At 29.4% G+C, this 26,331-nt stretch carries 28 protein-coding genes; 7 read left to right on the forward strand and 21 right to left on the reverse strand.

Going from position 1 to position 26,331, the window contains the following annotated elements; translation table 11 throughout:
- Positions 1-3: 3 nt before the first annotated feature.
- The 13 genes from L8V79_RS04290 to L8V79_RS04350 are packed head-to-tail and all read right to left on the reverse strand — an operon-like array spanning position 4 to position 11,607.
- Entirely contained in the window at positions 4-1,797 is a 1,794-nt protein-coding gene (locus L8V79_RS04290) for a menaquinone biosynthesis decarboxylase (RefSeq protein WP_263702613.1), read from the reverse strand.
- Positions 1,798-2,724, reverse strand: a complete 927-nt coding sequence (gene hemC, locus L8V79_RS04295) for a hydroxymethylbilane synthase (RefSeq protein WP_263702615.1) — start codon at positions 2,722-2,724, stop codon at positions 1,798-1,800. It lies immediately after the preceding gene.
- Positions 2,715-3,110, reverse strand: a complete 396-nt coding sequence (locus tag L8V79_RS04300; protein WP_263663308.1) for an FxsA family protein — start codon at positions 3,108-3,110, stop codon at positions 2,715-2,717. Before L8V79_RS04300 ends, hemC begins: the two co-directional genes overlap by 10 nt.
- Positions 3,107-4,807, reverse strand: a complete 1,701-nt coding sequence (locus L8V79_RS04305; protein ID WP_263702670.1) for a proline--tRNA ligase — start codon at positions 4,805-4,807, stop codon at positions 3,107-3,109. The genes L8V79_RS04300 and L8V79_RS04305 overlap by 4 nt, the downstream gene beginning before the upstream one ends.
- Entirely contained in the window at positions 4,794-6,101 is a 1,308-nt protein-coding gene (gene hemA / locus L8V79_RS04310) for a glutamyl-tRNA reductase (protein ID WP_263682264.1), read from the reverse strand. The genes L8V79_RS04305 and hemA overlap by 14 nt, the downstream gene beginning before the upstream one ends.
- A complete protein-coding gene (locus L8V79_RS04315) occupies positions 6,101-6,994 on the reverse strand; it encodes a polyprenyl synthetase family protein (RefSeq protein WP_263702616.1) in 894 nt (297 codons plus the stop codon). Before L8V79_RS04315 ends, hemA begins: the two co-directional genes overlap by 1 nt.
- A gap of 47 nt (positions 6,995-7,041) precedes the next feature.
- The gene (locus L8V79_RS04320; protein WP_263702671.1) at positions 7,042-7,449 is read right to left on the reverse strand and encodes an exporting protein; all 408 of its coding nucleotides are present in this window, start codon (positions 7,447-7,449) and stop codon (positions 7,042-7,044) included.
- 29 nt (positions 7,450-7,478) lie between these two features.
- Entirely contained in the window at positions 7,479-7,742 is a 264-nt protein-coding gene (locus tag L8V79_RS04325) for a DUF2018 family protein (protein WP_039618310.1), read from the reverse strand.
- Positions 7,743-7,745: 3 nt separating this feature from the next.
- The gene (locus L8V79_RS04330; protein WP_263682262.1) at positions 7,746-8,372 is read right to left on the reverse strand and encodes an HAD family hydrolase; all 627 of its coding nucleotides are present in this window, start codon (positions 8,370-8,372) and stop codon (positions 7,746-7,748) included.
- Complete coding sequence (locus L8V79_RS04335; protein ID WP_263663304.1) at positions 8,369-8,701, reverse strand: hypothetical protein; 333 nt, start codon at positions 8,699-8,701, stop codon at positions 8,369-8,371. Before L8V79_RS04335 ends, L8V79_RS04330 begins: the two co-directional genes overlap by 4 nt.
- Positions 8,698-10,323, reverse strand: coding sequence for a cation:proton antiporter (locus L8V79_RS04340; RefSeq protein ID WP_263663303.1), 1,626 nt, complete (start codon positions 10,321-10,323; stop codon positions 8,698-8,700). Before L8V79_RS04340 ends, L8V79_RS04335 begins: the two co-directional genes overlap by 4 nt.
- 24 nt (positions 10,324-10,347) lie before the next feature.
- Positions 10,348-10,722, reverse strand: coding sequence for a heat shock protein transcriptional repressor HspR (locus tag L8V79_RS04345; RefSeq protein ID WP_039668403.1), 375 nt, complete (start codon positions 10,720-10,722; stop codon positions 10,348-10,350).
- A 12-nt stretch (positions 10,723-10,734) separates the two neighbouring features.
- Entirely contained in the window at positions 10,735-11,607 is an 873-nt protein-coding gene (locus L8V79_RS04350) for a J domain-containing protein (protein WP_263702619.1), read from the reverse strand.
- A gap of 150 nt (positions 11,608-11,757) precedes the next feature.
- Here L8V79_RS04350 and L8V79_RS04355 point away from each other — a divergent pair, with 150 nt between their 5' ends.
- From L8V79_RS04355 to L8V79_RS04385, 7 genes are read left to right on the forward strand one after another with little or no spacing between them, the layout of a single operon-like run.
- On the forward strand, positions 11,758-13,176 hold the full coding sequence (locus L8V79_RS04355; protein ID WP_263702620.1) for a DegQ family serine endoprotease: 1,419 nt from the start codon (positions 11,758-11,760) through the stop codon (positions 13,174-13,176).
- Between the two features lie 12 nt (positions 13,177-13,188).
- Positions 13,189-13,863 carry a response regulator transcription factor gene (locus L8V79_RS04360; protein ID WP_039626094.1) on the forward strand — a complete coding sequence of 225 codons (675 nt, stop codon included), beginning with the start codon at positions 13,189-13,191 and terminating at the stop codon, positions 13,861-13,863.
- Positions 13,860-15,101, forward strand: a complete 1,242-nt coding sequence (locus tag L8V79_RS04365) for an ArsS family sensor histidine kinase (protein ID WP_087700579.1) — start codon at positions 13,860-13,862, stop codon at positions 15,099-15,101. Before L8V79_RS04360 ends, L8V79_RS04365 begins: the two co-directional genes overlap by 4 nt.
- Before the next feature lie 7 nt (positions 15,102-15,108).
- Positions 15,109-17,136, forward strand: coding sequence for an ATP-dependent helicase (locus L8V79_RS04370; RefSeq protein WP_263702622.1), 2,028 nt, complete (start codon positions 15,109-15,111; stop codon positions 17,134-17,136).
- A 54-nt stretch (positions 17,137-17,190) separates the two neighbouring features.
- Complete coding sequence (tpx, locus tag L8V79_RS04375) at positions 17,191-17,715, forward strand: thiol peroxidase (protein ID WP_012661493.1); 525 nt, start codon at positions 17,191-17,193, stop codon at positions 17,713-17,715.
- Positions 17,716-17,754: 39 nt separating this feature from the next.
- Complete coding sequence (locus L8V79_RS04380) at positions 17,755-18,360, forward strand: Crp/Fnr family transcriptional regulator (RefSeq protein ID WP_257404107.1); 606 nt, start codon at positions 17,755-17,757, stop codon at positions 18,358-18,360.
- Between the two features lie 57 nt (positions 18,361-18,417).
- Positions 18,418-18,618 (forward strand): DUF2892 domain-containing protein, encoded by a 201-nt coding sequence (locus L8V79_RS04385; RefSeq protein ID WP_012661495.1) that lies wholly within the window; start codon positions 18,418-18,420, stop codon positions 18,616-18,618.
- On the opposite strand, the gene msrA is transcribed toward L8V79_RS04385, so the two are convergent.
- The 8 genes from msrA to L8V79_RS04425 all read right to left on the reverse strand — a co-directional run bounded on the left by msrA (position 18,615) and on the right by L8V79_RS04425 (position 26,299).
- Positions 18,615-19,121, reverse strand: a complete 507-nt coding sequence (msrA, locus tag L8V79_RS04390) for a peptide-methionine (S)-S-oxide reductase MsrA (RefSeq protein WP_263702625.1) — start codon at positions 19,119-19,121, stop codon at positions 18,615-18,617. The genes L8V79_RS04385 and msrA overlap by 4 nt on opposite strands.
- Positions 19,111-19,476, reverse strand: a complete 366-nt coding sequence (locus tag L8V79_RS04395) for a hydrogenase maturation nickel metallochaperone HypA (RefSeq protein ID WP_039641489.1) — start codon at positions 19,474-19,476, stop codon at positions 19,111-19,113. Before L8V79_RS04395 ends, msrA begins: the two co-directional genes overlap by 11 nt.
- Positions 19,476-20,447, reverse strand: coding sequence for a hydrogenase expression/formation protein HypE (gene hypE, locus L8V79_RS04400; protein WP_263702629.1), 972 nt, complete (start codon positions 20,445-20,447; stop codon positions 19,476-19,478). The genes L8V79_RS04395 and hypE overlap by 1 nt, the downstream gene beginning before the upstream one ends.
- Before the next feature lies 1 nt (position 20,448).
- Positions 20,449-21,540: a hydrogenase formation protein HypD gene (hypD, locus tag L8V79_RS04405; protein ID WP_263702631.1), complete on the reverse strand. Its 1,092-nt coding sequence runs from the start codon at positions 21,538-21,540 to the stop codon at positions 20,449-20,451.
- Entirely contained in the window at positions 21,527-21,808 is a 282-nt protein-coding gene (locus L8V79_RS04410) for a HypC/HybG/HupF family hydrogenase formation chaperone (RefSeq protein ID WP_039618343.1), read from the reverse strand. The genes hypD and L8V79_RS04410 overlap by 14 nt, the downstream gene beginning before the upstream one ends.
- The gene (gene hypB, locus L8V79_RS04415; RefSeq protein WP_263702633.1) at positions 21,808-22,542 is read right to left on the reverse strand and encodes a hydrogenase nickel incorporation protein HypB; all 735 of its coding nucleotides are present in this window, start codon (positions 22,540-22,542) and stop codon (positions 21,808-21,810) included. The genes L8V79_RS04410 and hypB overlap by 1 nt, the downstream gene beginning before the upstream one ends.
- Positions 22,543-22,605: 63 nt before the next feature.
- Positions 22,606-24,804, reverse strand: a complete 2,199-nt coding sequence (gene hypF / locus L8V79_RS04420) for a carbamoyltransferase HypF (RefSeq protein ID WP_263702634.1) — start codon at positions 24,802-24,804, stop codon at positions 22,606-22,608.
- The gene (locus tag L8V79_RS04425; RefSeq protein ID WP_263702636.1) at positions 24,785-26,299 is read right to left on the reverse strand and encodes a hypothetical protein; all 1,515 of its coding nucleotides are present in this window, start codon (positions 26,297-26,299) and stop codon (positions 24,785-24,787) included. Before L8V79_RS04425 ends, hypF begins: the two co-directional genes overlap by 20 nt.
- Between the last annotated feature and the right edge of the window lie 32 nt (positions 26,300-26,331).

Below are 26,331 nucleotides of genomic sequence, written 5' to 3' on the forward strand. Positions count from 1 at the left end.
AAATTAAAAAATTTCAAACTTTTTGAATAATTTTTCATCATTTGGAAGTAAATTTCTTGTAATAAGTCTATCTATGACTTCTTTAGAGCAATTTGTCATTAAAGGCCATTCTTTATGATAATCTTCTAATGATCCTTTATTTGTTGCATCAATCGCAACGCAATCTTTTTTGATAAATATATCTCTTTTTGCATCTATATTATTTACCACACGCCAAATTAGCATATAAGGATTTTCTAAAATAGCATCTGAATCTAAGAAAACTAAAATTCTAAAATGTTTTTTATAAGTTTGTAATTTTTCAAAAACTTGAGTTATTTTTTCTTTTTTATCTATCAAAATCACGCAAACTGGAGCAAAGGTTTGAGTGTAAAATTGCTTTAATTTTAAAATACTTTGATCTTTTTCTTTAAAAAGTGAAAGTAAAGCCTCATCGCTTAGAATTTCAAGTTCAACTTTTTTCTCATCACCACATGCATCAAGCCCTGCTTTGCCACCATAACAATAAGTGCTTGAAGCATGGTCGAGTTGATCACAAATTCCTTCGCTAATAAGTAATTTTTCTTCATCAAAGCGATTGAGTATATAAGGTATGAGTTTGTCATAATCTTTCAAACAAGGCGCATTTTCATCAACAAAAATAGCATGTTTTACAAAACTCATTTGCCCTACTCCCCAAAAAGTATGCATTACTTGTTTTGCATGAGCTGGGTATTTTGCTTCTATTTTAGCCAAGATTAGATTATGAAAAACCCCATTTTCAGGCATGTTATAATCTATCAAATCAGGGGCATTTGTTTGAAGTAAAGGTAAAAAAACTCTTTCTGTTCCAAGTCCCATGTATTTATCTTCTAAAGGTGGTTTTCCCACAACAGTAGCTTGATAAATCGCATTTTTTTTAGCAAAGATTTTTTCTACTTTTAAAATAGGACAAAGTTCAACAGGGGTATAAAAACCTGTATGGTCTCCAAAAGGTCCCTCAGGTGCGAATTCATTTGGATCTACAAAGCCCTCGATTACAAAGTCACTATCATAAGGTACGTAAAGATGGTTACTTTTGCATTTTGCCAAAATGGCAGGTTTTTTCTTGATAAAACCATAAAGTAAAAGTTCAAAAATTCCTTTTGGCAAAGGCGCTTGAGCACACCAAATATATAAAGGATCTCCACCTATGGCTATGCTTACTGGCATTTTTTGATTTGCTTTTTTATACTCATGGAAAAAATGGCTCGCATCTTTGTGAATTTGCCAATGCATAAGCAAGGTTTTTTCATCAACTACTTGCAAACGATACATTCCAAGATTATTTTGCTTTCCATCTATACTTTGAGTATAAACTTGCCCCATGGTGATAAAAGGCGCAGCATCTTTTTCCCAAGTTTTTAAAATAGGCATATCATATAATGAATTTAAGCTTTTATAGTTGAATTCTCCATCTTTTTTAATGCGTTTTGGTGGGATATTTTTTAAATCAAGTAGGGTTTTGAAAAAATTTAATTTTGCACCAAAGCTTTGTGGTATATGCATTTTAAGTAAAGATCTAATTTCTTTAGCTACATCTTCATAGTCTTTTTCAAATGCTAATTTTAAAGCTTTTTCATTACAAAAAGTATTTAAAAGAACAGGATAATCGTATTTTTTACCATTTTTGACTGCATTAGTAAAAAGTAAGGCTTTTGAGTCTTCTTTTTTGACTTCTATATAAGCTAAATGTGCCATCTCAAGATCAACATCAACGGGTTCATGAATGGTTTTTAATAAATTATTTTTTTCTAAAAGCTCTACGAATTTTTGCATTTATATCATACTCTCTGCTTCTTTTAAAATTTCTTTTGCACCTTTTGCTATCATTTCTTTAGCTAAAAGCTCGCCCGCTTTTGCGTAATCTTGCTTATTAATCATTCTTTTTTCTTTGAGAATTTTACTTGCATCAGGTAAGCCTACTATGGCGCGAATCTCTATTTTTTCATCAATGATTTTTGCATTAATACCTATAGGTACTTGGCAGCCACCTTCTAGAGTTTTTATAAAATCTCTTTCTATATGGGTTTCTATAAAGGCATTTTCATCATTTAAACATTCAAGGTATTTTAAAATTTGTTTATCATCAATGCTTTCTATACCTAAAGCTCCTTGAGAAGCTGCAGGTATCATCTCATCAAGCTCAAAAGCCCTAATGTACTTTATTTCTTTATCTAAACCCAAGCGTTTAATGCCAGCTAGAGCTAAAATAATAGCATCAAATTCCTTAGCTTTAAGTTTTTCTAAGCGTGAGTTGATATTACCTCTTAAAGAAATGATATTTAAATCAGGTCTTAACGCTAAAAGCTGCATTCTTCTTCTAAGACTTGTAGTGCCTACTTTTGCACCTTTTGGAAGAGCATTTAAACTTTCATAATACTCACTTAAAAAAGCATCATTTACCACTTCTCTTTTTGAAATAGCAGCTAAAACTAAGCCATCAGGAAAGAAGCTTGGCACATCTTTTAAGCTATGCACAGCTAAGTGTGAATCACCTCTTAACATACTTTCTTCAAGTTCTTTTGTAAAAAGTCCTTTTCCACCTATTTTAGCTAAAGGAGAATCAAGTAAAACATCACCTTTAGTTTTAAAACCCTCTAAAGAAATTTCTAAATCAGAATGTGTTTGTAATAATTTATTTTTTATATACTCACTTTGCCATAATGCAAGTTGGCTTTTTCTTGTTGCGATGATTAATTGCATTTTTTATGCTCCTGTATGATTTCTACATCTATGATTTCTTCTTCGTTGTTTGTTTGATGATATTTTCTTTTTTGTTTTGTAAATAATTTTAATATCATCATAAAAAATAAGAGTAAAATTCCCAAAAATGTGCTTAAAATTCCTGGTATTAAAAGTAAAATTCCAACTATAGTTAAGGAAAATAATTTAATCATACCAAATAAATTTGTATTGGTATTTTGCATAGTGATGAGATTTGTCCAAGTCTTTGCTAAAAACATTGCTCCTAAAAACATACTTGCAAAAACTATCATAAAAAAATTTAAAAAGCCAAAAAAGGTTATAAATAAAATACTAGCGATTAATTCTAAAATCAAAAATGCACTTAAATTTGTTTTTACCATCATAGAATTTTCTCTAAGTGTGAAATTACTTCTTGGGTTTTTAAAACTTGTTTTTCTAAGGTATTTCTATGGATCAACTCTACTTCATCATTTTCTAAGCCCTTACCTATAACTAAAGCATAAGGAAAGCCCATTAATTCAAAATCATTAATCTTTACACCAAAACGCTCATTTCTATCATCAAATAAAATCTCTTTATTACTAAAATGAGTATAAATTTGTTCAGCAAATTCCATAGCTTTTGTGTCTTTTATATTAGAAACGATAATATCTAAAACAAAAGGAGCTAGAGTTTTATTCCAAATGCAACCTTTTTCATCATGACTTGCTTCTATGGCAACAGCTACTAAACGACTAACACCCATACCATAACAACCCATAGTGAAAAATTGAGCTTTACCATTTTCATCTAAATAGCTTGCATTCATTGCTTTTGAGTATTTATTTCCAAGTTTAAAAATATGCCCTACTTCAATACCTTTGCTTTGCTTAAGCTTGTGCTGACATTTTGGACAAAGATCATGTTCTTTAACTGCCGCAAGATCTTTAAAGCGTTCTTTATTTAAATTTACAACATTGATTCCGACTAAATGATAATCTTTTTTATTTGCTCCAATAATCATATTTGTTTCATTTTCAAGCTCATGATCAATATAAAAATCAACGCCATTTAATCCTACAAAGCCGATAAATCCTGGTACCAAACCTGCTTTTTCTAATTCTTCTTCACTTGCATCAACTAATTCTAGTGCATTTGCTGCATTTAGTGCTTTAACTTCTTGTAATTCATCATCACCGCGTATAAAAAATACTACAATTTTTTCTTCATTTTCATAAATAGCTTTTTTAGCAATAGCTTTAATAGTATAGTAAGGGTTAATTTTAAAAAATTCCGCTAATTCTTCTATAGTTTTTACATTTGGAGTGTGAAATTGTGTAGCAAAGTCAGCTTCTGGCCTTTCATCTTCACAACTTTTTTTAGCTCTTTTTGCTGCTTCAATATTTGCAGCATAATCACAATGCTCACATAATAATATATCATCCTCGCCATTTTTAGCCAAAACCATAAATTCTTTTGAACCACTGCCACCAATAGCCCCACTATCAGCTTCAACAGCTCTAAATTCAAGTCCTAATCTTGTAAGAATTTTACTATAAGTTTCATGCATAAGATTAAATTCTTTGTCTAAATCAGCTTCGCTAGCATGAAAGCTATAGCCATCTTTCATTAAAAATTCCCTACATCTTAAAAGTCCAAATCTAGGTCTAGCTTCATCTCTAAATTTAAGTCCTATTTGATACAAATGCAAAGGAAGTTGTTTGTAAGAATTTATTTTATTTCTTACTAAAGCTACCATAGCTTCTTCATGGGTTGGCCCTAAAACAAAATCATTTTCTTTTCTATCTTTAAAGCGTAAAAGCTCTTTACCAAAAACATTAAATCTCCCACTTTCTTTCCAAAGTTCAGCTGGGGTATTAAAACTTAAATTTACTTCTAAAGCCCCTGCTTTATCCATTTCTTCTTTGATGATATTTTTAATCTTATCTAAAACTCTTTTTCCTAAAGGTAAAAAATTATACAAACCACTTCCAATTTGTTCTACAAAGGCACCTTTAACTAAAAATATATGACTTGGTAAAGTAGCATCTTTTGGATTTTCTTTTGTGCTTATGGCATAAAATTTACTAAATTTCATGATTATTCTCCAAATTAAATTCACATTTATAAAGGTTTAAACCTTCCATATTTTCATTTTTTAAATCAAACACATAACGCATAGCATTAATTACTGAATCATTTTGCATAGTTCCGCTTAGTTTTTTTAAATTTACGCTAGGATGATGTAAAAATGCATTCATTACTTGTCTTATAAGCTTTCTTGCTTCTTCATGGTTTGAGTGCTTTAAATATCCTTTATCTATAGCCTTTTGTAATTGTTCTTTAGCGATTTCATCAGCTTGTAAGCGTAAATGCTTAACTAAAGGCAAGGTTGCTAGTTTGCTTAGATGTTGAAAAAACTCATTTGTCATAGTACCTACTATGGAATAAGCAATTTGGGCTTGGTGTTCTCTTAGAGTTAAATTTTTTCTTACAACTTCTTCTAAATCATCAACAGCATAAACTATATTTTTTTCATTTGCTTTTACATCAATATCCCTAGGCACTGCTATATCAAAAAAATATCTTTTATAATCTTTTTCTTCTAATAAATCATTGGTTATGATAGCATGCGGAGCGTTTGTGGCGCTAAAAAATATCTCATATTGATTTAGTACTTCTTTTAAATTTGCAATACTTTCATAGCTTGCATTTTCACCTAAATCCTCGCAAAGCTTTTGGGCATTTTGTATATCTCTATTTAATATCAATACTTTAGCCTTGGCATTTAATAAATGCTTACAGGCTAGTTCGCTCATTTCCCCTGCACCTACTACAACAGCAGTTTTATTTTCTAAATTTACAAGTTCTTTAGCTTTTGCCACCGCCACTGAAGCAACCGAAATAGGATTTTTAGAAATTTCAGTTTGATTTCTAACATTTGCCGCACATTTAAAAGCATAATGAACTGCTCTAGTTATATGCACACCACATCTTTGCTCTTGCAGGGCAAATTTATAAGCATCTTTTAATTGTCCAGCAATTTGTGTTTCACCAATAACCAAGCTATCAAGCGAACTTGCCACAGAAAATAAATGATGGATGGCTCCGCTATCTTCGTAAAAATCAGCCTTGGTGCTTAAATTTTCTCTATCAACCCCACAAAGCAAACTAAGTGTTTTTAAAATATGCTCATTAATGCTTTCAACATCCCCAACAAAAAGAAAAATTTCAACCCTATTGCAAGTACTAAGCACTAAGCTTTCTAAAATTTTATTATTAGTATGGATTAGCTTTAGTAATTCTCTTTTTTTGTCTTCATTAGAAAAGGAAAGTTTTTCTCTAGTAGCAATATCTGTATTTTTATGTGTAAAACTGATGCAGTAATAATGCATTAAAATTCCCTTTCTATCATGCTTTTAATAATATCTTCTAAATCTTTTATATTGTATTTTTTTATAGCTTTTAGTGCATTATTTGCATAAGTGTTTAGTTCTTGGCCAACTTGATTAAAAATTTCATACTCTTGCATTTTATTTTTAATCCAGGCAAGCTCATTCACACTTAAATCTTTCTTGTAATAAGACTTAAGTATTTCTTGATCTTGTGGATTTAATTTTTCATGTAAATACATATAAGCAAGAGTGGTTTTACCTTCTTTAAAATCATTCATAGCAGGTTTACCTAAAGTTTGCTCATCACCTTTAATATCTAAAATATCATCTACAATTTGAAAAGCTAAACCTAAATTTTTACCATATTCTGCAAAATCATCTTCATTTAAATTAGCAAGTATAGCCCCACATCTTGCACTAGCTTCGATTAAAACGGCTGTTTTGTTATATATCATTTGTAAATAAGCATTTTTATCAGTATTGAAAGTTTCGCTTAAATTTACATCCATTAATTCACCAACAGAAAGCATTACAACAGCATTAGAGATAATTTTTGCTAATTTTAAATCAATCAAAGAAAGTTCATAGAAGGCTTTTGAGTATAAAATATCTCCAAGCATGATAGCATTTTTAGCTCCAAATTGTGCATTGATAGACTTTACACCTCTTCTTAATTTTGCTTCATCAATCACATCATCGTGCAATAAGCTTGCAGCATGAATTAACTCTATAATAGCGCAGATTTTATAGCTAATATCACTTTCCCCAGCTATTTTTAAAAGTAGTTTTGAGCGTAATTTTTTACCACCTTGAAGTTTTGAACTCATGGTTAAAATAGGCTCATAATTTAATTCAGATAAAAATTCATGCATATACTGATCGATCTTTTGCACTATGCTTTCCTTAGTTTTCTTATAATTATATTTTATTAAATTTTACTTTAGTTTTGATTAAGAGTGGCTTTTCTAGGGTCTAAAAATTCTACTTCTAATTTCTTATCTCTATCTTCTATATACACAGTAAAAATAGCCTCACCTTTTTTAAAATCACTAAATTCAAGTATCAATCTTGCTCTATCTATATGAGGATTTTTATAATCAGGCACTAAGGCTTGATCAACCCAGTTTAAATTTCTTCTTAAAGACATCACAAATTGTCTAGGGTATTTTTTATACTTTGAATGAACAATGATATTAGTTTGATCAAATAAAGTCCATGAGAAGTCAAAATAATAAATCTCATCAGGATAGTCAATTTCTTTTATTTTTACACTTGCTTTTTCATCTTTACTCAGGGTAAATTTATAAGTATAATCAAAAAATACTTCAGCATTTAAAAAGTTAAACATCAAAAATAAAGATAAAAGTAAACGCAAAATCAACCCTCATGCCCTAAAATTTCAGCACTTAAGCCTATGTAAAAATCATTTTTTCTCTCATCTATTAAGAGTGAATTTTCCATTTGAAATTGCGCTACATCGCTTTCATTTAAATTATTTTTTTCTAAAAGCTCTATCATAGCGATATGATCGGCTAATAATTTTTCTAAAACATTTTCCAATGCACCTAAATTTGCATATTTTATTGTTTCAATAAATTTTTCTTTAGGGCTTTTTGCAAACATTTCATCAAAAATATCCATTTTTTAACCTTTCATGTGAGTTTGAATTTTTTCTATTAAAGTAGTTTTATCGTTAACTTCATCTAAGTCTTTAGTTTCTTTTTGCCAAGAAATATGTATATAATCCATCTTAGCATTTTTAGCACAAAGTCTGTCTTTTAAACTATCGCCTATAAAAATACTTTTTTCATATTTTGCTTCATCTGCAATTAATCTTAGCATCATAGGATCAGGCTTAGCTTCTATACCATAACTAACACCTAGTATTTTATCAAAATATGAAAGAATGTTTTGTTTTTTTAAAATAGGCACCAAGCTTTCCTGAGGTGCATTAGTAGCTATAGCCAGATAACAATCGTTTTTTTTACAAAATTCCAAAACCTCAAGCACACCATCAAAAAGCACCACACTTTGATCATAATGCTTAATAAAATATTTCTCATAACCTTCTTTAAAACTAGTATGTGAGTAAGTATCAACCCCATAAAAAATCTTAGCATAATTTTGCCCAGGAGTATTGATAGTATCTAAAATAAACTCTCTTTTTAAAGGTTCTAAATTTAAATCCGCTCTTATTTCATTTACCGCACATACTATAGCATTAGCACTATCTATAAGCGTGCCATCCATATCAAAAATTACATTTATCAATATTCATCCTTAAATTTAATTTTATGTTTGTCTTTTTTATAACTTTGATTATTTTTTAGCTTATACAAAGCATTAGCTTTTGAAGCTAAGGTTTTTTGATCTAAACTTTCATCTAAACACTCATTTACAAAAAGCTCTAAAGCTTTAGTATAAGTAGAATCCAAAAACACCGCTTGAACTTTTTCAAAGATTTTAGCATTTTTTTGCATTCTTTCTCTAAAAAGTGTTAAATCAAAATCTTCCCTTTTTAAAGCATTCACAGCAGAGTTGGTAAATTTTTCTAAAGCTCTTACATATTTAACTCTCAAAGCTTTTTCATCATTTTTCATTCTGCTGCACTTGTATTAATTCTACATTGTAATGCTTCTTGTACTAAATTTCTAGCTATTGAAGCTTCAGCATCTACAATGTGTAAATGTTTATCGGTGTGTGGGAAAATGATCTTAGCGCCTGTACCACTTGTTTTTAAAACCGTTTGTATGGGTTTATTGAAATTAGAAAGCACTTGATAGAGCATATCAAGTTTAGCTTCATTGCTTATGGTTATAATAGCAACTGAGCATTCTTCTATATTAGCTACTTTTAATGTTTCTACTTGCGCTACACTAGCAAAAAAAACATTCTCATTTCTGCTACGCCCAAGCTCAACTAAATTTAAATCACTTTCTAAAACTAGATATGGAATACCTGTTTTTTTAATCTTTTGCACTACTTCTTGACCCAATCTTGTATAACCAAAAATGATAAAATGATCTTTCATTTTTTGATCACATAGATAAAATTTAGCCATATCATTTTGCTCACCTTCGGCTGCGTTGGCTATTTTTCTAAGATTATTTAAAATAAAAGGTGTTGCAACCATAGTGATGATAGAAACTATAATAAAAATTTGTGCTGTTTTTTCATCTATAAGCGAATTTACTTGCATTAGAGAAAACACCGCTAGTGCAAATTCTCCAATTTGAGAAATACTCAAAGCAGTTTTTAAAGCTACTCTTTTTCTTGTATAAAGGATTAAAAGACCATAAATTACTACAAATTTTATCAATAACACCAAACTTACAAAAACAAAAATCAAAAACCAATTTTCAAAAACTATATGAAAATCAATTTGCAAGCCAACACTAATAAAGAAAAATCCTAAAAGTAAATCCCTAAAAGGAACCAAGTCTGCTTCTATTTTATGTTTATATTTAGTTTCAGCTATCAAAGCTCCAGCTATGAATGCCCCAAGTGAATATGAAAAACCAAAAGAATGCGCTAAAAAGCTTGCCCCTATTACGGTAAAAAGTATGGTAGCGATGAAAATTTCATTTGCATTGGTCTTAATGATAAATTTTAAAACATAAGTAAAAAGGTATTTGCCTATAAAATAAAGCAAAACAAGTAAAATCACAGCACTGACTAAGGTTGTAAATAAAAGCTTTGAAATATCAGCATTTTGAGAGCTAAATATATCAATCATTAACAGCAGTGGTATTACGGCAATATCTTGAAAAAGCAAAATTCCCAAAGCTTTTCGGCCATATTCTTCATTGATATCGCCACTATCATTAAGTATTTTTAAAACTATAGCTGTAGAAGATAAAGCTAGAGCAAAACCTGCTATCATTGCTATATGGTTTGCTATACCTAAAATATAAGTTACAAGTAAAGTACAAACCAAGCCACAAGTTAGCATTTGTAAACTTCCATTTAAAAATACTTCTTTTTTCATTGCTAAAAGATGTTTAAATGAAAATTCAAGCCCTATGGTAAACATTAAAAAAACTATACCAAACTCAGCCACATGGATAATGATTTCATTCGTGCTAAAACCATAAAATTCACGCACAAATAAACCTGTAGCTATATAGCCTATAATGGTTGGAATTCCAAATTTTTTAAGTATAACATTAAGTACGACAGCAACTGCTACTGCAGTTAAAAATAAAGTTATAAAAGCATCCACTCACCAACCTTTTGTAATGTTTTATTATTTTATTTTTTCTAAAAAAATTAAGTCAAAATTGCTTCTGTGTTTTACTACTGCTCTTGATTTTGAAGGATTATCTCTTCTATCAAGTTCTAATCTTAATTCTTCAATGGTATTTTCAAACTCATCAATTTTTGTTTTTAGTTTTAAAATCACATCAACACCAGCTAAATTAACTCCAAGATCTCTTGTTAAGCGTAAAATCATTTTGATTCTATCTATATCTTTTTGAGAATAAAGTCTCATTTTGCCATCGGTTCTACTTGGTTCAACCAAACCTTCTTTTTCATATTGTCTTAGAGTTTGTGGGTGTATGCTTAAAACCTTTGCAACAACACTTATAAGATACACTGGTTCATCATAACTATGCTCCATTGCATACTCCTTTTAAGGTAATTTTTCTTCTAAAATTTTTACAAATTCAGGATCAAGGCTATTAATATCAGGTATTTTTACATTTAAAATTAAATACATATCTCCATAAAGATCTGTTTTTCTATTTTGCACCCCATAGCCTTTAAGTCTGATTTTTTGATTGTTTTTTGAATTTGGTGGTATGGTGATTTTAACTTCTTTTCTTGGGGTATGTATGCTGATTTTATCTCCAAAAAGTGCTGTTTTTAAGCTAATTTCAACTTTTTTGTATAAATCATCATCTTCTCTTTCGTATTCATCACTTTTTTCAAGCTCTACCTTTAAAATCAAATCTCCTTTTTGTCCTTGAAAGCTTTTTCCCTTACCTCGTATGCGTAGCTTTTCGCCATCTTTTATACCATGTGGAATTTTGATTTTAACTTGTTCGTTATTGATATTTATAGTATGTTCACCACCTAAAATTCCTTTTTCAAAAGGAATTTTAACACTTGCTTGTAAGTCTAAATCCTCTTCAAAACCCCCAAAACCCCCAAAACCACTTCTAAAATTATTACTAGAGCTAAAGCCTCTGCCAAAACTCCCAAAGCCTCCGCCAAAAATATTATTTAAAATATCATTAATATCAGCTCCGCCTGCATTTCTTGAAAAATCATGAAAACTTTGCCCACCAAACATAGAATCACCATATCTATCATATTGAGCTCTTTTTTTCTCATCACTTAAAATTTCATAAGCGGCGTTAATTTCTTTAAATTTTTCCTCAGCACCTGCTTCTTTATTGATATCTGGGTGGTATTGTCTTGCTAATTTTCTATAAGCTTTTTTTATTTCATCTGCGCTAGCATTTTGCGAAACACCTAGTGTTTCATATAAACTATTACTCATTTTTTTATTCCTTATTTTTTATAAGATTATACCATAAACTTTAGTCTTAGTCAATCAAGTTTTATAAGTTTTAAAACTAAAGGTTTTATTTACAATTGCGTAAAAATAAAATTTTATACTTGTGTAAATTGATTTTACAAAGGATAATACATGAAAAAAACTATGGTTCTTTCTTTGGCATTAGCAACTAGTCTTTTTAGTGCTAGTATTGATTTTAAACAAGCAGATGATAATGTAAAAAGATCTTTACCAACTGATAATCAAAATACTATACTTTCTTATCATGATTCTATACAAAAAGTTAAAAATTCAGTTGTGAATATTTCAACTTCTAAAACCGTTCAAAGTAATTCCTTTGGGATTGATGATTTTTTCAATGATCCTTATTTTAAACAATTTTTTGGTTTTGATTTTCCACAAGCTCCAAAAAGTAAAAAAAATAAAAAAGAAGTAGTAAGTTCGCTTGGATCTGGTGTAATTATTTCAAGCGATGGTTATATTATAACAAATAATCATGTTATAGAAGATGCTGAAAAAATTACTGTAAATTTACCTGATTCTAGCACTGAATATAAAGCTAAATTAATCGGGGCTGATCCTAAAACAGATTTAGCAGTGATAAAAATAGAAGCAAAAAACTTACCTGCTGTGATTTTTGCTGATTCGGATAAATTATTAGAAGGTGATGTAGTATTTGCCTTGGGTAATCCTTTTGGTGTTGGAAGTAGTGTTACAAGTGGGATTATCTCAGCTTTAAATAAAAACAATATAGGTTTAAATCAATATGAAAATTTCATTCAAACGGATGCTTCAATTAATCCTGGAAATTCAGGTGGGGCTTTAGTAGATAGTAGAGGGGCTTTAGTCGGGATAAACTCAGCCATACTTTCAAGAAGTGGAGGAAATAATGGTATAGGCTTTGCAATCCCTTCTAATATGGCAAAATCTATTGCACAAAAACTTATCGAGCATGGAAAAATAGAAAGAGGATATTTAGGTGTAGTTATAGGAGCTTTAACTCAAGATATTAAAAAAGCTTATACTAATCAAGAAGGAGCTTTAATAACAGAAGTTCAAAAAGACTCAGCAGCTTATAATGCAGGGTTAAAAAGAGGTGATTTGATTATAAAAGTAGATAAAACTGTGATTAAAAGCCCTATGGATTTAAAAAATTATATAGGAAGTATTGATCCAAAACAAGCTATAGAGGTAACTTATGAAAGAGATAATAAAGTTAAAATAGTTAAATTTATGCTAAAAACAGATGAAAAATCGCTACAATATGAAAAAGGTTATATTGATGGTTTAAAATTAGTAGAGCTTGATTCTAAAAATAAACAGCAATACCGCATACCTGAAAATATTAGTGGTATTTTAATCACTGAAGTTACTCCAAAATCAAAAGCAGAAAAAATAGGCTTTGAGCAAGGTGATATTATTATAGGTATTGATCAATATGAAGTTTCAAATTTTAAAGAATTATCTAAGGCTTTAGAATTAAATAAAGGCAAAGAATATGTTAAAATTTGGATTAATAGAGGCGGTATGGTTAGAGCTTTACTTTTTTAAGAAAGGAAAAAAATGACAAATATTTTAATGATAGAAGATGATTTAGAATTAGCAGAGATTATAGCTGAATATTTAGAGCAATTTGATATGAAAGTAGATATTGCTCATGAACCTTATATAGGTCTTTCAAGACTTGCTTTAAATCCTTATGATTTAATCATTTTAGATTTAAGCTTACCTGGACTTGATGGACTTGAAGTATGCGAGGAAATTCGTAAAAAATATGATACACCCATTATCATTTCAAGTGCAAGACATGATATTAGCGATAAGGTTGCAGCTCTTGATTTGGGTGCAGATGATTATTTACCAAAACCATATAATCCTCAAGAGCTTCAAGCAAGGATTAAAAGTCATTTAAGAAGAATTTCAAATACAAAAACTGCTCAAGCTCAAGTTAAAAAAGATCTTGTATATGATAAATATAAACATACTATCACTATGAAAGATCAAGAAATTAGCTTTACCAATGCTGAATTTGATATTTTGAGTTATTTAATTAAAAAAGAAGGTGGAGTGGTGAGTCGTGAAGAACTTGTGTATAATTGTAGCTCTATTAGTGAAGATTCTAGTAATAAAAGTATAGATGTAATCATTAGCAGAATCAGACAAAAAATCGGAGATGATCCTAAAACTCCAAAATACATTCATTCAATCAGAGGTATAGGGTATAAATTAACTCAATGAATAAATCATCAATTTTTTATACCATAACCTTTGTTTTTTTGCTTGCTAGCGTTAGTGTGATTTTGGCATTTTTATGGCTTATAAAATATGATCAGCAAAATTACACTAATGAGCTTAATGCGAAATATTCTTTTATAGCCAATGCAAGATTATTGTATTTTAACCATGTAATTAGCGAAAAAGAATTTTATGAGCAAACAAAAAATTACAAAATGATAGAACTAACAACCCCATCTTCTATAAGAAAAATCATCTACAAAGCTGAAACCATAGCACGCGCTCAAACTAGCACAGGTGTAGTTGAAATCATTACTTTAGAAGATAATGTATATTTAAAAATCATTTTTGATGGTAAGCTTTATTTGTACAAAGATTTAGAATATCAAGGTTATCGTTATTTTGTGATTAAGCTTATTGCTAGTATAGTTGTAATGGTTTTATTGATTTTATATATTTTTATCATTAGAAAATTAAAACCACTTAGAGCTTTAAAAAGACAAATAGATAAATTTGGCGAAAATAAACTCAATGAAATTCAAAATGTCAGTAAAGGCAATGATGAAATTTCTCAAGTAGCAACAGCCTTTTATGAGTCTATTTTGAGAATTCAAAAACTAAACACTTCAAGGCAATTTTTCTTAAGAAATATTATGCATGAGTTAAAAACACCTATTACTAAAGGTTTAATTACTTTAGAAATGCTTGAAGATAGCAAATATAAAGAAAGATTAGTGGGTGCTTTTAATCGTTTGGAAATTTTGATTAATGAATTTGCAGCCATTGAACAAATTACTTCGGGTGCTGGTTTAATTAATTTAAAAAAATACAATATTTTAGATCTTTTAGATGAAGCTAAAGATATAGCTATGAGTGATGATGAAAAGGTAAAAATTAGTATCAAAGAAAGTTTTAGTGTCAATGTGGATTTTAAACTTTTTACTACTGCGATGAAAAATATGATAGATAATGCGACAAAATATTCTGATGAAAATTGCGTTACCATAGAAATAACTAAAGATTATCTTTGCTTTAAAAACAAAGGAAAAGCCTTAGATAAAGACTTGAAATACTACACTCAAGCCTTTACGCAAGGAAAGAAAAACAAAGATAGTTTTGGACTTGGATTATATATTGTTAAGACTATTTTAGATTCTCATAAACTTACGCTTTATTATGAATATAAAGATGGTATTAATCATTTTTATTTTAATGATATACAAAATATAATTTTAAACTAGGAAGCTCATGCCCTTATCGCGTTTAAATGAAGAACAATACAAAGCTGCTAGCGCTCCTTTTGGGCACAATCTAATCATAGCAAGTGCAGGCACAGGTAAAACTTCAACCATAGTTGCAAGAATAGCCTTTTTACTTCAAAATGGTATAAAGCCTGAAAAAATTATGCTTTTAACCTTTACAAATAAAGCTAGTAAAGAAATGATAGAAAGACTTGGCAGGTATTTTGATAAAAGTATTACTTCAAAAATCACAGCAGGAACTTTTCATAGCACTGCTTATTCCCTACTTAAAGAGTTAAATTATGATATTATTTTAAAACCTGCTAGTGAGCTTAAAATTCTTTTACGTTCCATTTTTGAAAAACGCACTTTTCATCATTTAAGCGACACTAAACCTTATATGCCAAGTTATTTGTATGATGTGTATTCTTTATTTCAAAATACTAATGCAAATTTAGATGAATTTTATAATTGGTTTTGTCAAAATTATGATGAACAAGCTGTTTATGCTGAAATTTATGAAGATATTTTAAAAGAATACGAAGAAGAAAAAGCACGTTTTAATTATGTGGATTTTAATGATTTATTGATCAAATTAAAACATGTTTTAGCTTCACATCATTTTGAATTTGATGAGATTTTAGTAGATGAGTACCAAGATACTAATACTTTACAAGGTTCATTAATTGATGCTTTTAAAAGCAAAAGTTTATTTTGTGTGGGGGATTATGACCAAAGTATTTATGCTTTTAATGGGGCTGATATTTCTATTATAGGAAGTTTTAAAGATAGATTTATCGATGCAAATATTTTTACTTTAAATAAAAACTATCGCTCTAGTAAAAATATACTTGCGCTGGCTAATAAAGTTATTTTAAACAATGAAAGATTATATCCTAAAGAATTAATTGTAACTAGAGAAGGAGATTTTAAAGCGCCAAGTTTGCTAACTTTTAATGAATTATTTGATCAATACTCTACTATAGCAAAAATAATCTTACAAAGTGGAGTTAATCTTGATGAAATCGCTGTTATTTTTAGAAACAATTCTAGCGCAGATGGAGTAGAAGTTGCCTTAAGAGAACTTGGTATAGCAAGCAAAAGAAAAGGTGGGGGAAGTTTTTTTGAAAGCTTGGAAGTTAAAAACTTTTGTTCTATGCTTGCAATCGTGCTTAATCCAAAAGATATCATGGCTTTTATACACTTACTTGAATATACCAAAGGAGTTGGTGGGGTTTTAGCAAAAGATATTTTTGATGCTTTATTAAAGCTGGGACATTCTAGTTTGATTAAAGGTTTTTTAAATCCTGATAGTAATGTGAGTTTAAAAAAATACAAAAAACAAAGTTACCAACTAGGACTTTTTGATGATATTGAGGAGCTAGCCTCACCTTCAAGGTTTAACTTAGAAAGTGAATTTAACACCCACCCTATTTTAAGTCTACCTAAAATCAACGAGTTTTGTGCGAAAAATCTTGAAAAAATTTATCTTTTTATTAAAAAAGCAAGTGAATGTAAGGTTTCAACCCAGCTTGTAAATTTGATCTTAGAAAATGATTATTTTAAAGAAATTTGTGATATTTTAGCAACCAAAAGAGCGACTAATAAAAACTCCAATGTTGATTTAAATAAAAAAAATGAAATTTTAGAAAAAATCAATGCGAAAATATTTGTATTAAAAGAACTTGCTAAAAATTATAGTGATAATTATAAATATTATAATTTTCTTACTCTTGGTGCTAGTGAAATGAGTAGCGGTAGTGGTGTTAATCTTTTAAGCATACATGCTAGTAAGGGGCTTGAGTTTGAGCTTGTATTTGTAATTGATCTTGCACAAGGAAGATTTCCTAATCAAAAACTCATGAGCATGGGTGGAAGTTTGGAAGAAGAAAGAAGGCTTTTTTATGTAGCTGTAACTAGAGCTAAGGATACTTTATACTTAAGCTATGCAAAATATGACAAGATTAAAAAAAGCAATTATCAACCCTCGTGTTTTCTAATCGAAGCAGGTATGTGCAAAGAAGAACAAAAATAAGACTTTATTAATCTTTTTATATTATGATTAATAAAAATCATTCAAGGAGAAAAAATGAATAGTGTATTATTCAAAGGAAATAAAGTAAATCTAAAAGGAAACAACATCCAAGTTGGCGATATGGCTCCAAATATCACCTTAAAAGCTAAAGATCTTTCAGGTGTTGAAATTGCTCCAAAAGGCAAAACTCAAATTATTATCAGCGTGCCAAGCCTTGATACTCCAGTATGTGCAACTGAAGCTAGAGAATTTAATAAAAAAGCAGCAGCAAGTGGTGTAGAAGTAATCGTAGTTAGCATGGACTTACCATTTGCTATGGGTCGTTTTTGCTCAACTGAAGGTATAGATAATTTAACTGTTGCAAGTGATTTTGTTTCTAAAGAATTTGGTGAAAAATATGGTGTTTTAATGGCTGATGGTCCACTTGAGGGAATTTTAGCTAGAGCAGTGTTTGTAGTTAAAGATGGTGTGGTTGCTTATAAAGAATTAGTAAATGAAGTAACAGAACTTCCAAATATGCAAGCTTTAGAAAGCTTCTTTGGTCAAAGTTGTGGATGTGGTGGTTGTGGTTGCCACTAAAATTTAAAAGCCTTTTATAGGCTTTTAAAATTTAAAAACATGGAAAATTTTCTTTCTCGTTTTGAAATAGAAAAACAAGATCTCAAACTTATACAAGAGCACTTACAAATAATAAACATCGAAAAAGACTTTAAGGTCAATGATAAATGTTTAGGATTTATAAAAATTTTAAAAGGTGAGCTTAGAGCTTTTATTTTAACCCCAAATGCAAAAGAAATAACACTTTTTCACCTTAAAGAAAATGACGAATGCGTTATTTGCTCTGAGTGTAATATGGATGGCATATCTTATGATGTTTTTATACAAAGTACTCAAAATACAAGTATAGCCATCATCCCCTCTTCAACTTTTCAAATTTTAAAAGAAAAATATCCAAAAATTAATAATTATGTTTTAAGTTTAATCACCAAGCGTTTTAATACCTTAATCAAAGTTTTAGAACAAGCTTTATTTATGCCTTTATCTTCTAGAATTTGTGATTTTTTGAAAGAAAATGCTAGCAACAATACTTTAAAAATTACCCATGAAGCTTTAGCTAATCACTTAGGAAGCGCCAGAGAAGCCGTTTCAAGAATTTTAAAAGAATTAGAAAAAGAAGGTAAAATCAAACTTGAAAGATCTAAAATAATACTAATTTCTTTGTAACTTTATCACAGAAATACTTTTAAAATTTATTTATAATATCAACAAAAAGGAGAAATTATGAGTAAATTAGAAAGAGTGCTAAGAATAGCTTTAGCCATAGTGGCGTTTTCTTTAGGAGTTTATTTTTCAACTTGGTGGGGATTATTGGGTTTAATTCCTTTATTAACAGGTATTTTTGCTGTTTGTCCTATAAGAGTACTTAGTGGAAAACAAGCTTGTCCACTTGGGGTTTGCCCTATTTCTAAAAAGAAAAACTAGGAATGATTTGCTAGTTTTTCTAGCTTTGGTGTAATGACAAATCTACAATAAGCTTGGCTGGGATTATTTTTAAAATATTTTTGATGATAATCCTCAGCCTTATAAAATTTTTCTAATTTTAAAACTTGCGTAACTATAGCTTTAGTGTAATATTTTTGTACTTTTTGTAAAAAATCACTAATGATTTTTAACTCCTCATTAGTTTGATAAAAAATAACTGATCTATATTGCATCCCCTCATCAGCACCTTGTTTATCTAGGCTTGTTGGATCATGCATTTTGAGAAAAATTTCTAAGATTTTTTCTAATGAAATTTGTTTTTCATTATAAATTATCTTAGCTACTTCTATATTTCCATCGCCATTTATCACGCTTTCATAACTTGGATTTGGCTTGCCACCGCTATAACCTACTTCTGTATAAACTACACCTTTAATTTCATCAAACACAGCTTGAGTACACCAAAAACAACCCGCACCTAAAATGATTTCTTTATTTGTCATTGTTTTCTAAATCCTCGTTTTCTTTTAAAACAAGTTGCATAAGATAAAGTTCTTCTCCATCTATGATTTTTAAATCTTTATCTTCGCATTTTGGGCACCAAAAGATATTATTTTCAAGCACTCCACTAAAATGGCATTTTTGACACTCAACTACTACTTCTTGAATATGCATAATAAATTTAGCATTTTTACATAAGGGACTATTTTCTTTAAAAGTTTCAAAGCTTCTTTGTAAAAGTGGAGGCTCAACCCCACTTAAGCGCCCTATTTTAACATGCACTTCTTCAATAATTTTTCCTTGAGCATATTCTTCGCAAAGCTCTAGTAATGATTCTGTAATACTTAACTCATGCATTAGCAAATTCTTGGCAAAAGTTCGCCTTTTGGAGCCTCTAAAATGCGTTTTGCTCCATAAGCATTTTCTAAAACTACTCTTGCTTTTTCATTAGCTGTGATTTCACCTATAATGGCTGCATTAGCATTAAATTGTTTTAAAATTTCTAATGCTTTTTGCTCATCTTTTTTATCTACACAAATAATAAAAGTTCCTTCATTTGCAAGCTCATAAGGCTCATATCCAAAAAGCTCACAAACCCCTAAAACTTCATCACAAACTGGAATTTTTTCTTCATATATTAAAAGCTCTAAATTACTTAATTTAGCCCATTCATTTAAAACCGCACTAAGTCCACCACGCGTAGCATCACGCATTGCTTTTATAGAAATATCTGCATTTAAAAGTGTTAAAACTTCATCTTTTAAGCTTTTACAATCACTTTGGATATTTGCCTCTAAATTATTTCTTTCAATCAAAACCGCACAACCATGAGCTCCAATATCCCTTGAAACTAAGATACTACAACCACTTTTTAAGTCTTTGGTATTGATTTTTTGTATATTTTTACCTATGCATGAAGTATTAATATATATTTCATCGCCTTTATTTTTAGGAACAACTTTAGTATCCCCGCAAACTAGTTTTACTCCTGCTTTATCACATTCTTCTTTTATAGATTTTAGTATAATTTTTAATTTTTCTAGCTCAAAACCCTCTTCTAAAATCAAAGCTAGTGATAAATATAGTGGTTTTGCTCCCACCATTAATACATCATTTACGCTACCGCAAACTGCTAATTTTCCTATATTTATATCTTTTAAAAAGATAGGATTTAGTACAAAAGAATCGGTGCTAAAAGCCAGATCATCTAAAATAGCAGCATCATTTGCTTCTTTTAAAACATCATTTTCAAAAATAGAAAAAATTTCATTTATCAAAGCATTCATTTCTTCGCCACCACCACCATGGGCTAAAGTAATTTGTTTCATTTTATGCCTTATCTTGATAGTATTTATAATAAGCCGCACAAGCTCCTTCACTAGAAACCATACAACTACCTATAGGATTTTTTGGAGTGCAAGCTTTTGCAAACACCTTACAATCATAAGGCTTAGCTAAACCTCTTAAAATTTGACCACAAATACAAGCTTTACTCTCATCTTTACTTTGCACTTTACAATCAAACACTTTACTAGCATCTAAGTGCGCAAATTCATCTTTTAAACAAAGCCCCCCATTTACAATCCCTCCAAGACCTCTAAATTCAAAATCACAAGGTTTAAAGTATTTTTCTACTAAAGCCTTAGCTTTTAAATTTCCTTCTTTACTAACTACTCTGTGATATTCATTATAAACTTCAAAAGTATTTGCATTCATTTGCTCTACTATATTTAACACACTAAGCATTATATCAACTGGCTCAAAACCACTCACTGCTATAGGAGTTTTGTATTTTTTAGCAATAGGTTCATAAATGTTTGATCCTGTGATAACGCTTACGTGAGAAGGTCCTAAAAAGGCGTCAATTTTTACATTTTCATCTTGCATGATAGCTTCTATTGCGGGTGGAACTAATACATGATTAATATGAAAAAATAAATTTTTTAAATTTAAGGCTATACTTTTTTCTATAATCACCCCACTCATAGGTGTAGTTGTCTCAAAACCTATGGCAAAAAAGATTATATTTTTTTCAGGGTTTTTTATGGCTATATCTATCACATCCAAAGGTGTATAAAGCGCTCTAACATCAGCTCCTTTAGCTCTAAGATCAATTAAGCTTTCATAACTTCCTGGCACTTTAAGCATATCACCTAATACACAAAAGATAGTATTTGGCATACTTGCAAGCTTTAAAGCTACATCAATACGCTCTCTTGGCATAACACACACAGGACAGCCTGGGCCATGAACAAAATTAATTTCTTTGGGTAATAAATCAGGCAAACCAAATTTCATAATACTATGCGTATGTCCACCACAAATTTCCATGATATTAATAGGCTTAGTAATTTTAGAAGCAATAAGTTCTTTTAGGGCTAAAATTCTTTCTTTATCTCTAAAATCATTAATTAAATCCATTTTTTAGCCCCATATCGCCTTCGTTTTCATCAATTTGCCCATTTTGCATTTTCTCTGCTATATCAGTATAAATTTTTAAACTCTCTTGCGCAGCTTGAGTGTCGATTTTTTCCATAGCAAAACCCACATGTATAAGCACATAATCGCCTACCTTTAAAGGTTCGCTTATCAAGTCTAAACTCACCCTTCTTTTAACCCCTAAAGTTTCTACTATAGCTGAATTTAGCTCATCAATTTCTAAAATTTTAGAAGGTATAGAAAGACACATTAGCTAAGCTCCTTTTTCATTTTTAGATAATTTATCCAAAGATCAAATCCTGTTTTTGTTTTGCTATCTAAAATCATAATATCTATTTTAGGATTTAGTCTTTTAGCAGCCATAGAAGCTGCTTTAAAATCAAAGTCAAAATGCTGAGCTAAATCGGCTTTAGTAATGACTAATAAATCAGCCTTTCTAAACATCACTGGATATTTTTCTACCTTATCGCTACCTTCTGTTGCTGAAAGTAAAACTACATTTAAATGTTCGCCTAAATCATAACTTGCAGGACATACTAAATTTCCCACATTTTCAACAAATACTATATCAAGCTCACTAAGTTTGAAATGATGCAAAGCTTCATGCACCATAAAAGCATCTAAATGGCAAGTTTGTCCTGTGGTGATTTGATGAGCTAAGCCTCCTGCTTTGATAATGCGATTTGCATCGTTATTAGTTTCTAAATCTCCTTCAACCACGGCTATTTTTAAATCATCTTTTAAAGTTTTTATAGTTTCTTCTAAAAGTGTTGTTTTACCGCTTCCTGGAGAACTCATTAGATTAATACAAAGAGTATTATACTCATTAAAATGCTCTCTATTATGAGCTGCTTGATGATCATTTTTTGATAAAATTTTACTAATAACATTAATAGTTTTTTCATCTTTTAAAGCTGGATTTTCATGATGGTGATCATGATGATGTTCATGTCCATTAATAGAACAGCCACAATCTTTACACATAATCTTTCCTTTATATTTTTATTTTATTGTATATAAAAAAGTATTAAAAAAATATGAGTTTTATTAAGTTTTTAAAGATAAATAATGCACAAGTTGCCCAAGTGCAATAGAGCTATCATTACAAGGAAATTGTAAAGAAGTTTTATAAGTGAATTTTTTTCGATCTAAAATTTCAAGTAAGGTTTTATTTTGAAATACCCCACCACACAAAAGCACTTCTTCTTTAAAATCTTTTGAATATTCTATAATTAAATTTGCAATGCCATTAAGCAAACCTGTGCTAATTTTAACCTTATCTTTATCTTCTAAAGCTTGTAAAAAAGCATTTTTAAAGCAAATTTCTTTTTCTTTAATTTCAAATTTGTAACTATAATCAAGATTTTTATCATAGTATTTTTCCATCAAAAGTCCAATTTGTGCTTCATAATCAAGCTTTTGTATATCAAAAGCAAAAGTGCCAAAAGCATCGATGATCCTACCAAGAGAACTCGTATATAAAGAGCTTTGAGTGTGAATTTTTTTAAGATTGTTTAATTTTACTTGAGAAAATTTAGCTAAAAACTCGCTAGCTTTGTTTTCTAAATTAAAATCAAAAATCAAAGCTAAAGCTAAATTTGCGATATTTTTAATATCTGCATTAATGAGTTTGAAATTTTTAAAATGATTTAGCCTTTCATAGCTTTTTAAATTCGCTCTAAAAATCTCCCCGCCCCAAATTTTTCCATCATCTCCATAACCTGTTCCATCAAAAACAAAGGCCAAAACATCATTTTTGTAAATTTTGTGTTCAAATAAACAAGCGCACAAATGTGCATAGTGATGTTGCACGCTAAAATTTTTATAATCTTTAAATTCTTTTACATAGTTAAATTGTGGGTGTTTATCGCTTAAAATCTGATCAAAATTTAGTTTATAAGAGTTTTGAAAGAAAGTTAAAATTTTAAAAAATCTCTCTTGTATATCTAAACTTTTCATATCGCCTATATAAGGAGAAATAAAAATTTGATTTTTAAAAAAACATGCAAATTCATTTTTTAGCTCACTTCCTAGAGCTAGAATATTTTCTTTTGCATTAAAAATATCTGCTGTGTTAATATAAAATGGGTTAAGACCTCTTGAAGTCCTTAAAAACATAGTTTTTTCGCTAATAACTTGAGCAATGCTATCATCGCTTGAATTATGTATTACTCTATCATAATCAAGATAAAAATCAAACACATTACTAAGTTGCTCTAAAAGTTTTGTTTCTTCATAAATAATGCTTTGTGAACTTAAATTAGCACTAGTTGCAATGATGGGTTTTTTAAAATACTCAAAAAGCATTAAATGTGTTCCCATATAAGCTAACATAATACCTATTTTATTGGTATCTGGTGCTAAGCTTTTATGGATATTTTTGCTATTTAAAATAACTATGGGTTTTAAATTTGAAGTTAAAAGTTTTGCTTCAGCTTCATTAATAAAAGCTAATTCTTGAGCCATTTTAAGATCTTTTACCATAATAGCAAAAGGCTTTTTAGGGCGATTTTTACGTATTCTAAGTTCATTTATAGCATTTTCATTTGTGCTATCACAAATTAAATGAAACCCACCCATACCTTTAAAAGCTATGATTTTACCTTCTTCTAAAAGTTTTGCAAGCAAAATGAAAGCTTTTTCATCTTTGGCTAAAATATTTTGACTTTTATCTTTTAAAAAAATAGTAATTTTACATTTTGGGCATGAGAGTGGTTGGGCATGAAAACGACGATTAGTAGGTTCTTCATACTCACTTTGACAAAAAGAACACATTTTAAACTCATCCATAGTCGTATTAACTCTATCATATGGGAGTTTTTTTATAATAGAAAATCTTGGCCCACAATTTGTGCAAGTGATGAAAGGGTATTTAAAACGTGGATTTTTCTCATCATAAAATTCATTATAGCAATCCTCACAAAGAGCAAAATCACTTAAAATCGGACTAAATTTTTCACTATCTTGTGAAGTACTTATACTAAATTCATTATAAGTTTTTTGAAGTTTTTTATAAGAAAAATTAAAATCATCTATCCTAGCTAAAGGTGGTAAATTAGCAAAAAGTTTTTCTTTAAAAATTTCTAATTCATCATTACTACACTCAAGGATTATAACAACGCCTAAGCTATTATTATAAACTTCACCTTTTAAATTAAGCTCTTTGGCTATATTAAAAACAAAAGGACGAAAGCCAACGCCTTGCACTAGCCCTTTAATATAAATTTCATATCCAAAGCGGGACATCGCTTAACTTAAAAAATGGTATGTGTTTAAATACATTTTTACTAAGGCTTTTGTGCTCAAACAAACTTCCACTAAGCACGGCACAATCAACTTGCTCTTTAGCCTTTAAATCATCAAATAAATCTCTTAAAAAATACGCCAAACTCTCAACAACGCCTAAGGCTATGATTTGATTTTCTACTCCAGCAAGCTTAAAACTCATCACGCTTCTTAAGGTCTTAGTATAATCAAATTCTTTTTGCTTATTAAGCTTAAAATCTATCCTAACACCTTTTGCCATTTTACTCTCATCCGCTAAAGCCAAAAGCGCTAATGCGGCCTTTTGCTCGTCTTTACTAAGCTCTAAAATCATTCCTATCATGCCAAAAAGATTAAAAAAATTATTAGCCATATTAAGTTCTTTTCGCACTAGAGTAAATTCTTTTTCATAATTAGCTAGTAATCTCTTAGCAACATCATCTTGACTTATAGTTTCATAAAACTCATCAAAGCTTTTTGGTAAATTTAGTTTTAAAAGATTGATTTCTTTATCAAGTAAAATAATATCATCATTTCTTTTACTAAGTTCTAAAAGCAAAGGCTTTTTGTCTTTAAAATCAGACAATATACAAGAAATTCTTGCAAAATTTTTATCTTCTTTTTGAAAAATCAAATTTTTAAACTCAGGTAAAATATAATCATAACCCCTACAAATCACTAACTCATTTTCGATTAAAGCTACTTCAAAATCATCCTCAAAATGTTCTAGCTTTTTAAAATTTAAAAACTTAATTCCTTCTTTTTCAAGCTCAAAATATAAGGCAAACAAGAAAAGATTATCGTATATTTTTATTTTAAAATACTCATGATTTAATTGATGATTTTGTCTAAAAATAGCATTAAATTTAAGTTTCATTAGAGGTTTTTCAACCCCTGCTAAGATTTTAAACTGCTCGTTATTACAAGAAAAAAATGCATTGATATGTTTTGGATCACTTGGCATTAAAAAATCATCTAATTTTTCATCAAAAATTTCAAAAGCATAAATCCCTTTTGAATTTTTAAAGTATATTTTTTCTTTATTTTTTAATTTTTCTAAGGCTTTTTTTAAATTATCGCAGAAATTTTCTTTAGTGATTTTTATAAAATCTTCTTCTATCTTAAACTCTTCTTCTACAAAAATACCCCATTCATTTTCTAAAAGCTCGCCTTGGGTATAAGCATTTGCATTAAGTCTTGTTAAAAAACTTCTTTTAGTGAAGTTTTTTTCTTTTTTTATAGGTGTAAAATCTTCTTCTATAACTTTTAAGTCAAATTTGTTTAAAAAAACACTATGGCTGATATTTTCTAAATTAGAACAAAAGGCTTGAATTTCATCTTTTTCGCCTTTAACTTTAATAATGATTTTTTCATCTTTTTGCTCATAATTATACACATAATCTTTAGCATAATAAGCTAACAAATACTCAAAAATATCGTTTTTAGATTTATAATCAAAAGTAATTTCTAAAAGCAAGTTAAAAAACCTTAAAATTAAATTTTTAAAGC

It is taken from the genome of Campylobacter sp. IFREMER_LSEM_CL2194 (assembly GCF_025771685.1).
GTDB lineage: Bacteria > Campylobacterota > Campylobacteria > Campylobacterales > Campylobacteraceae > Campylobacter_D.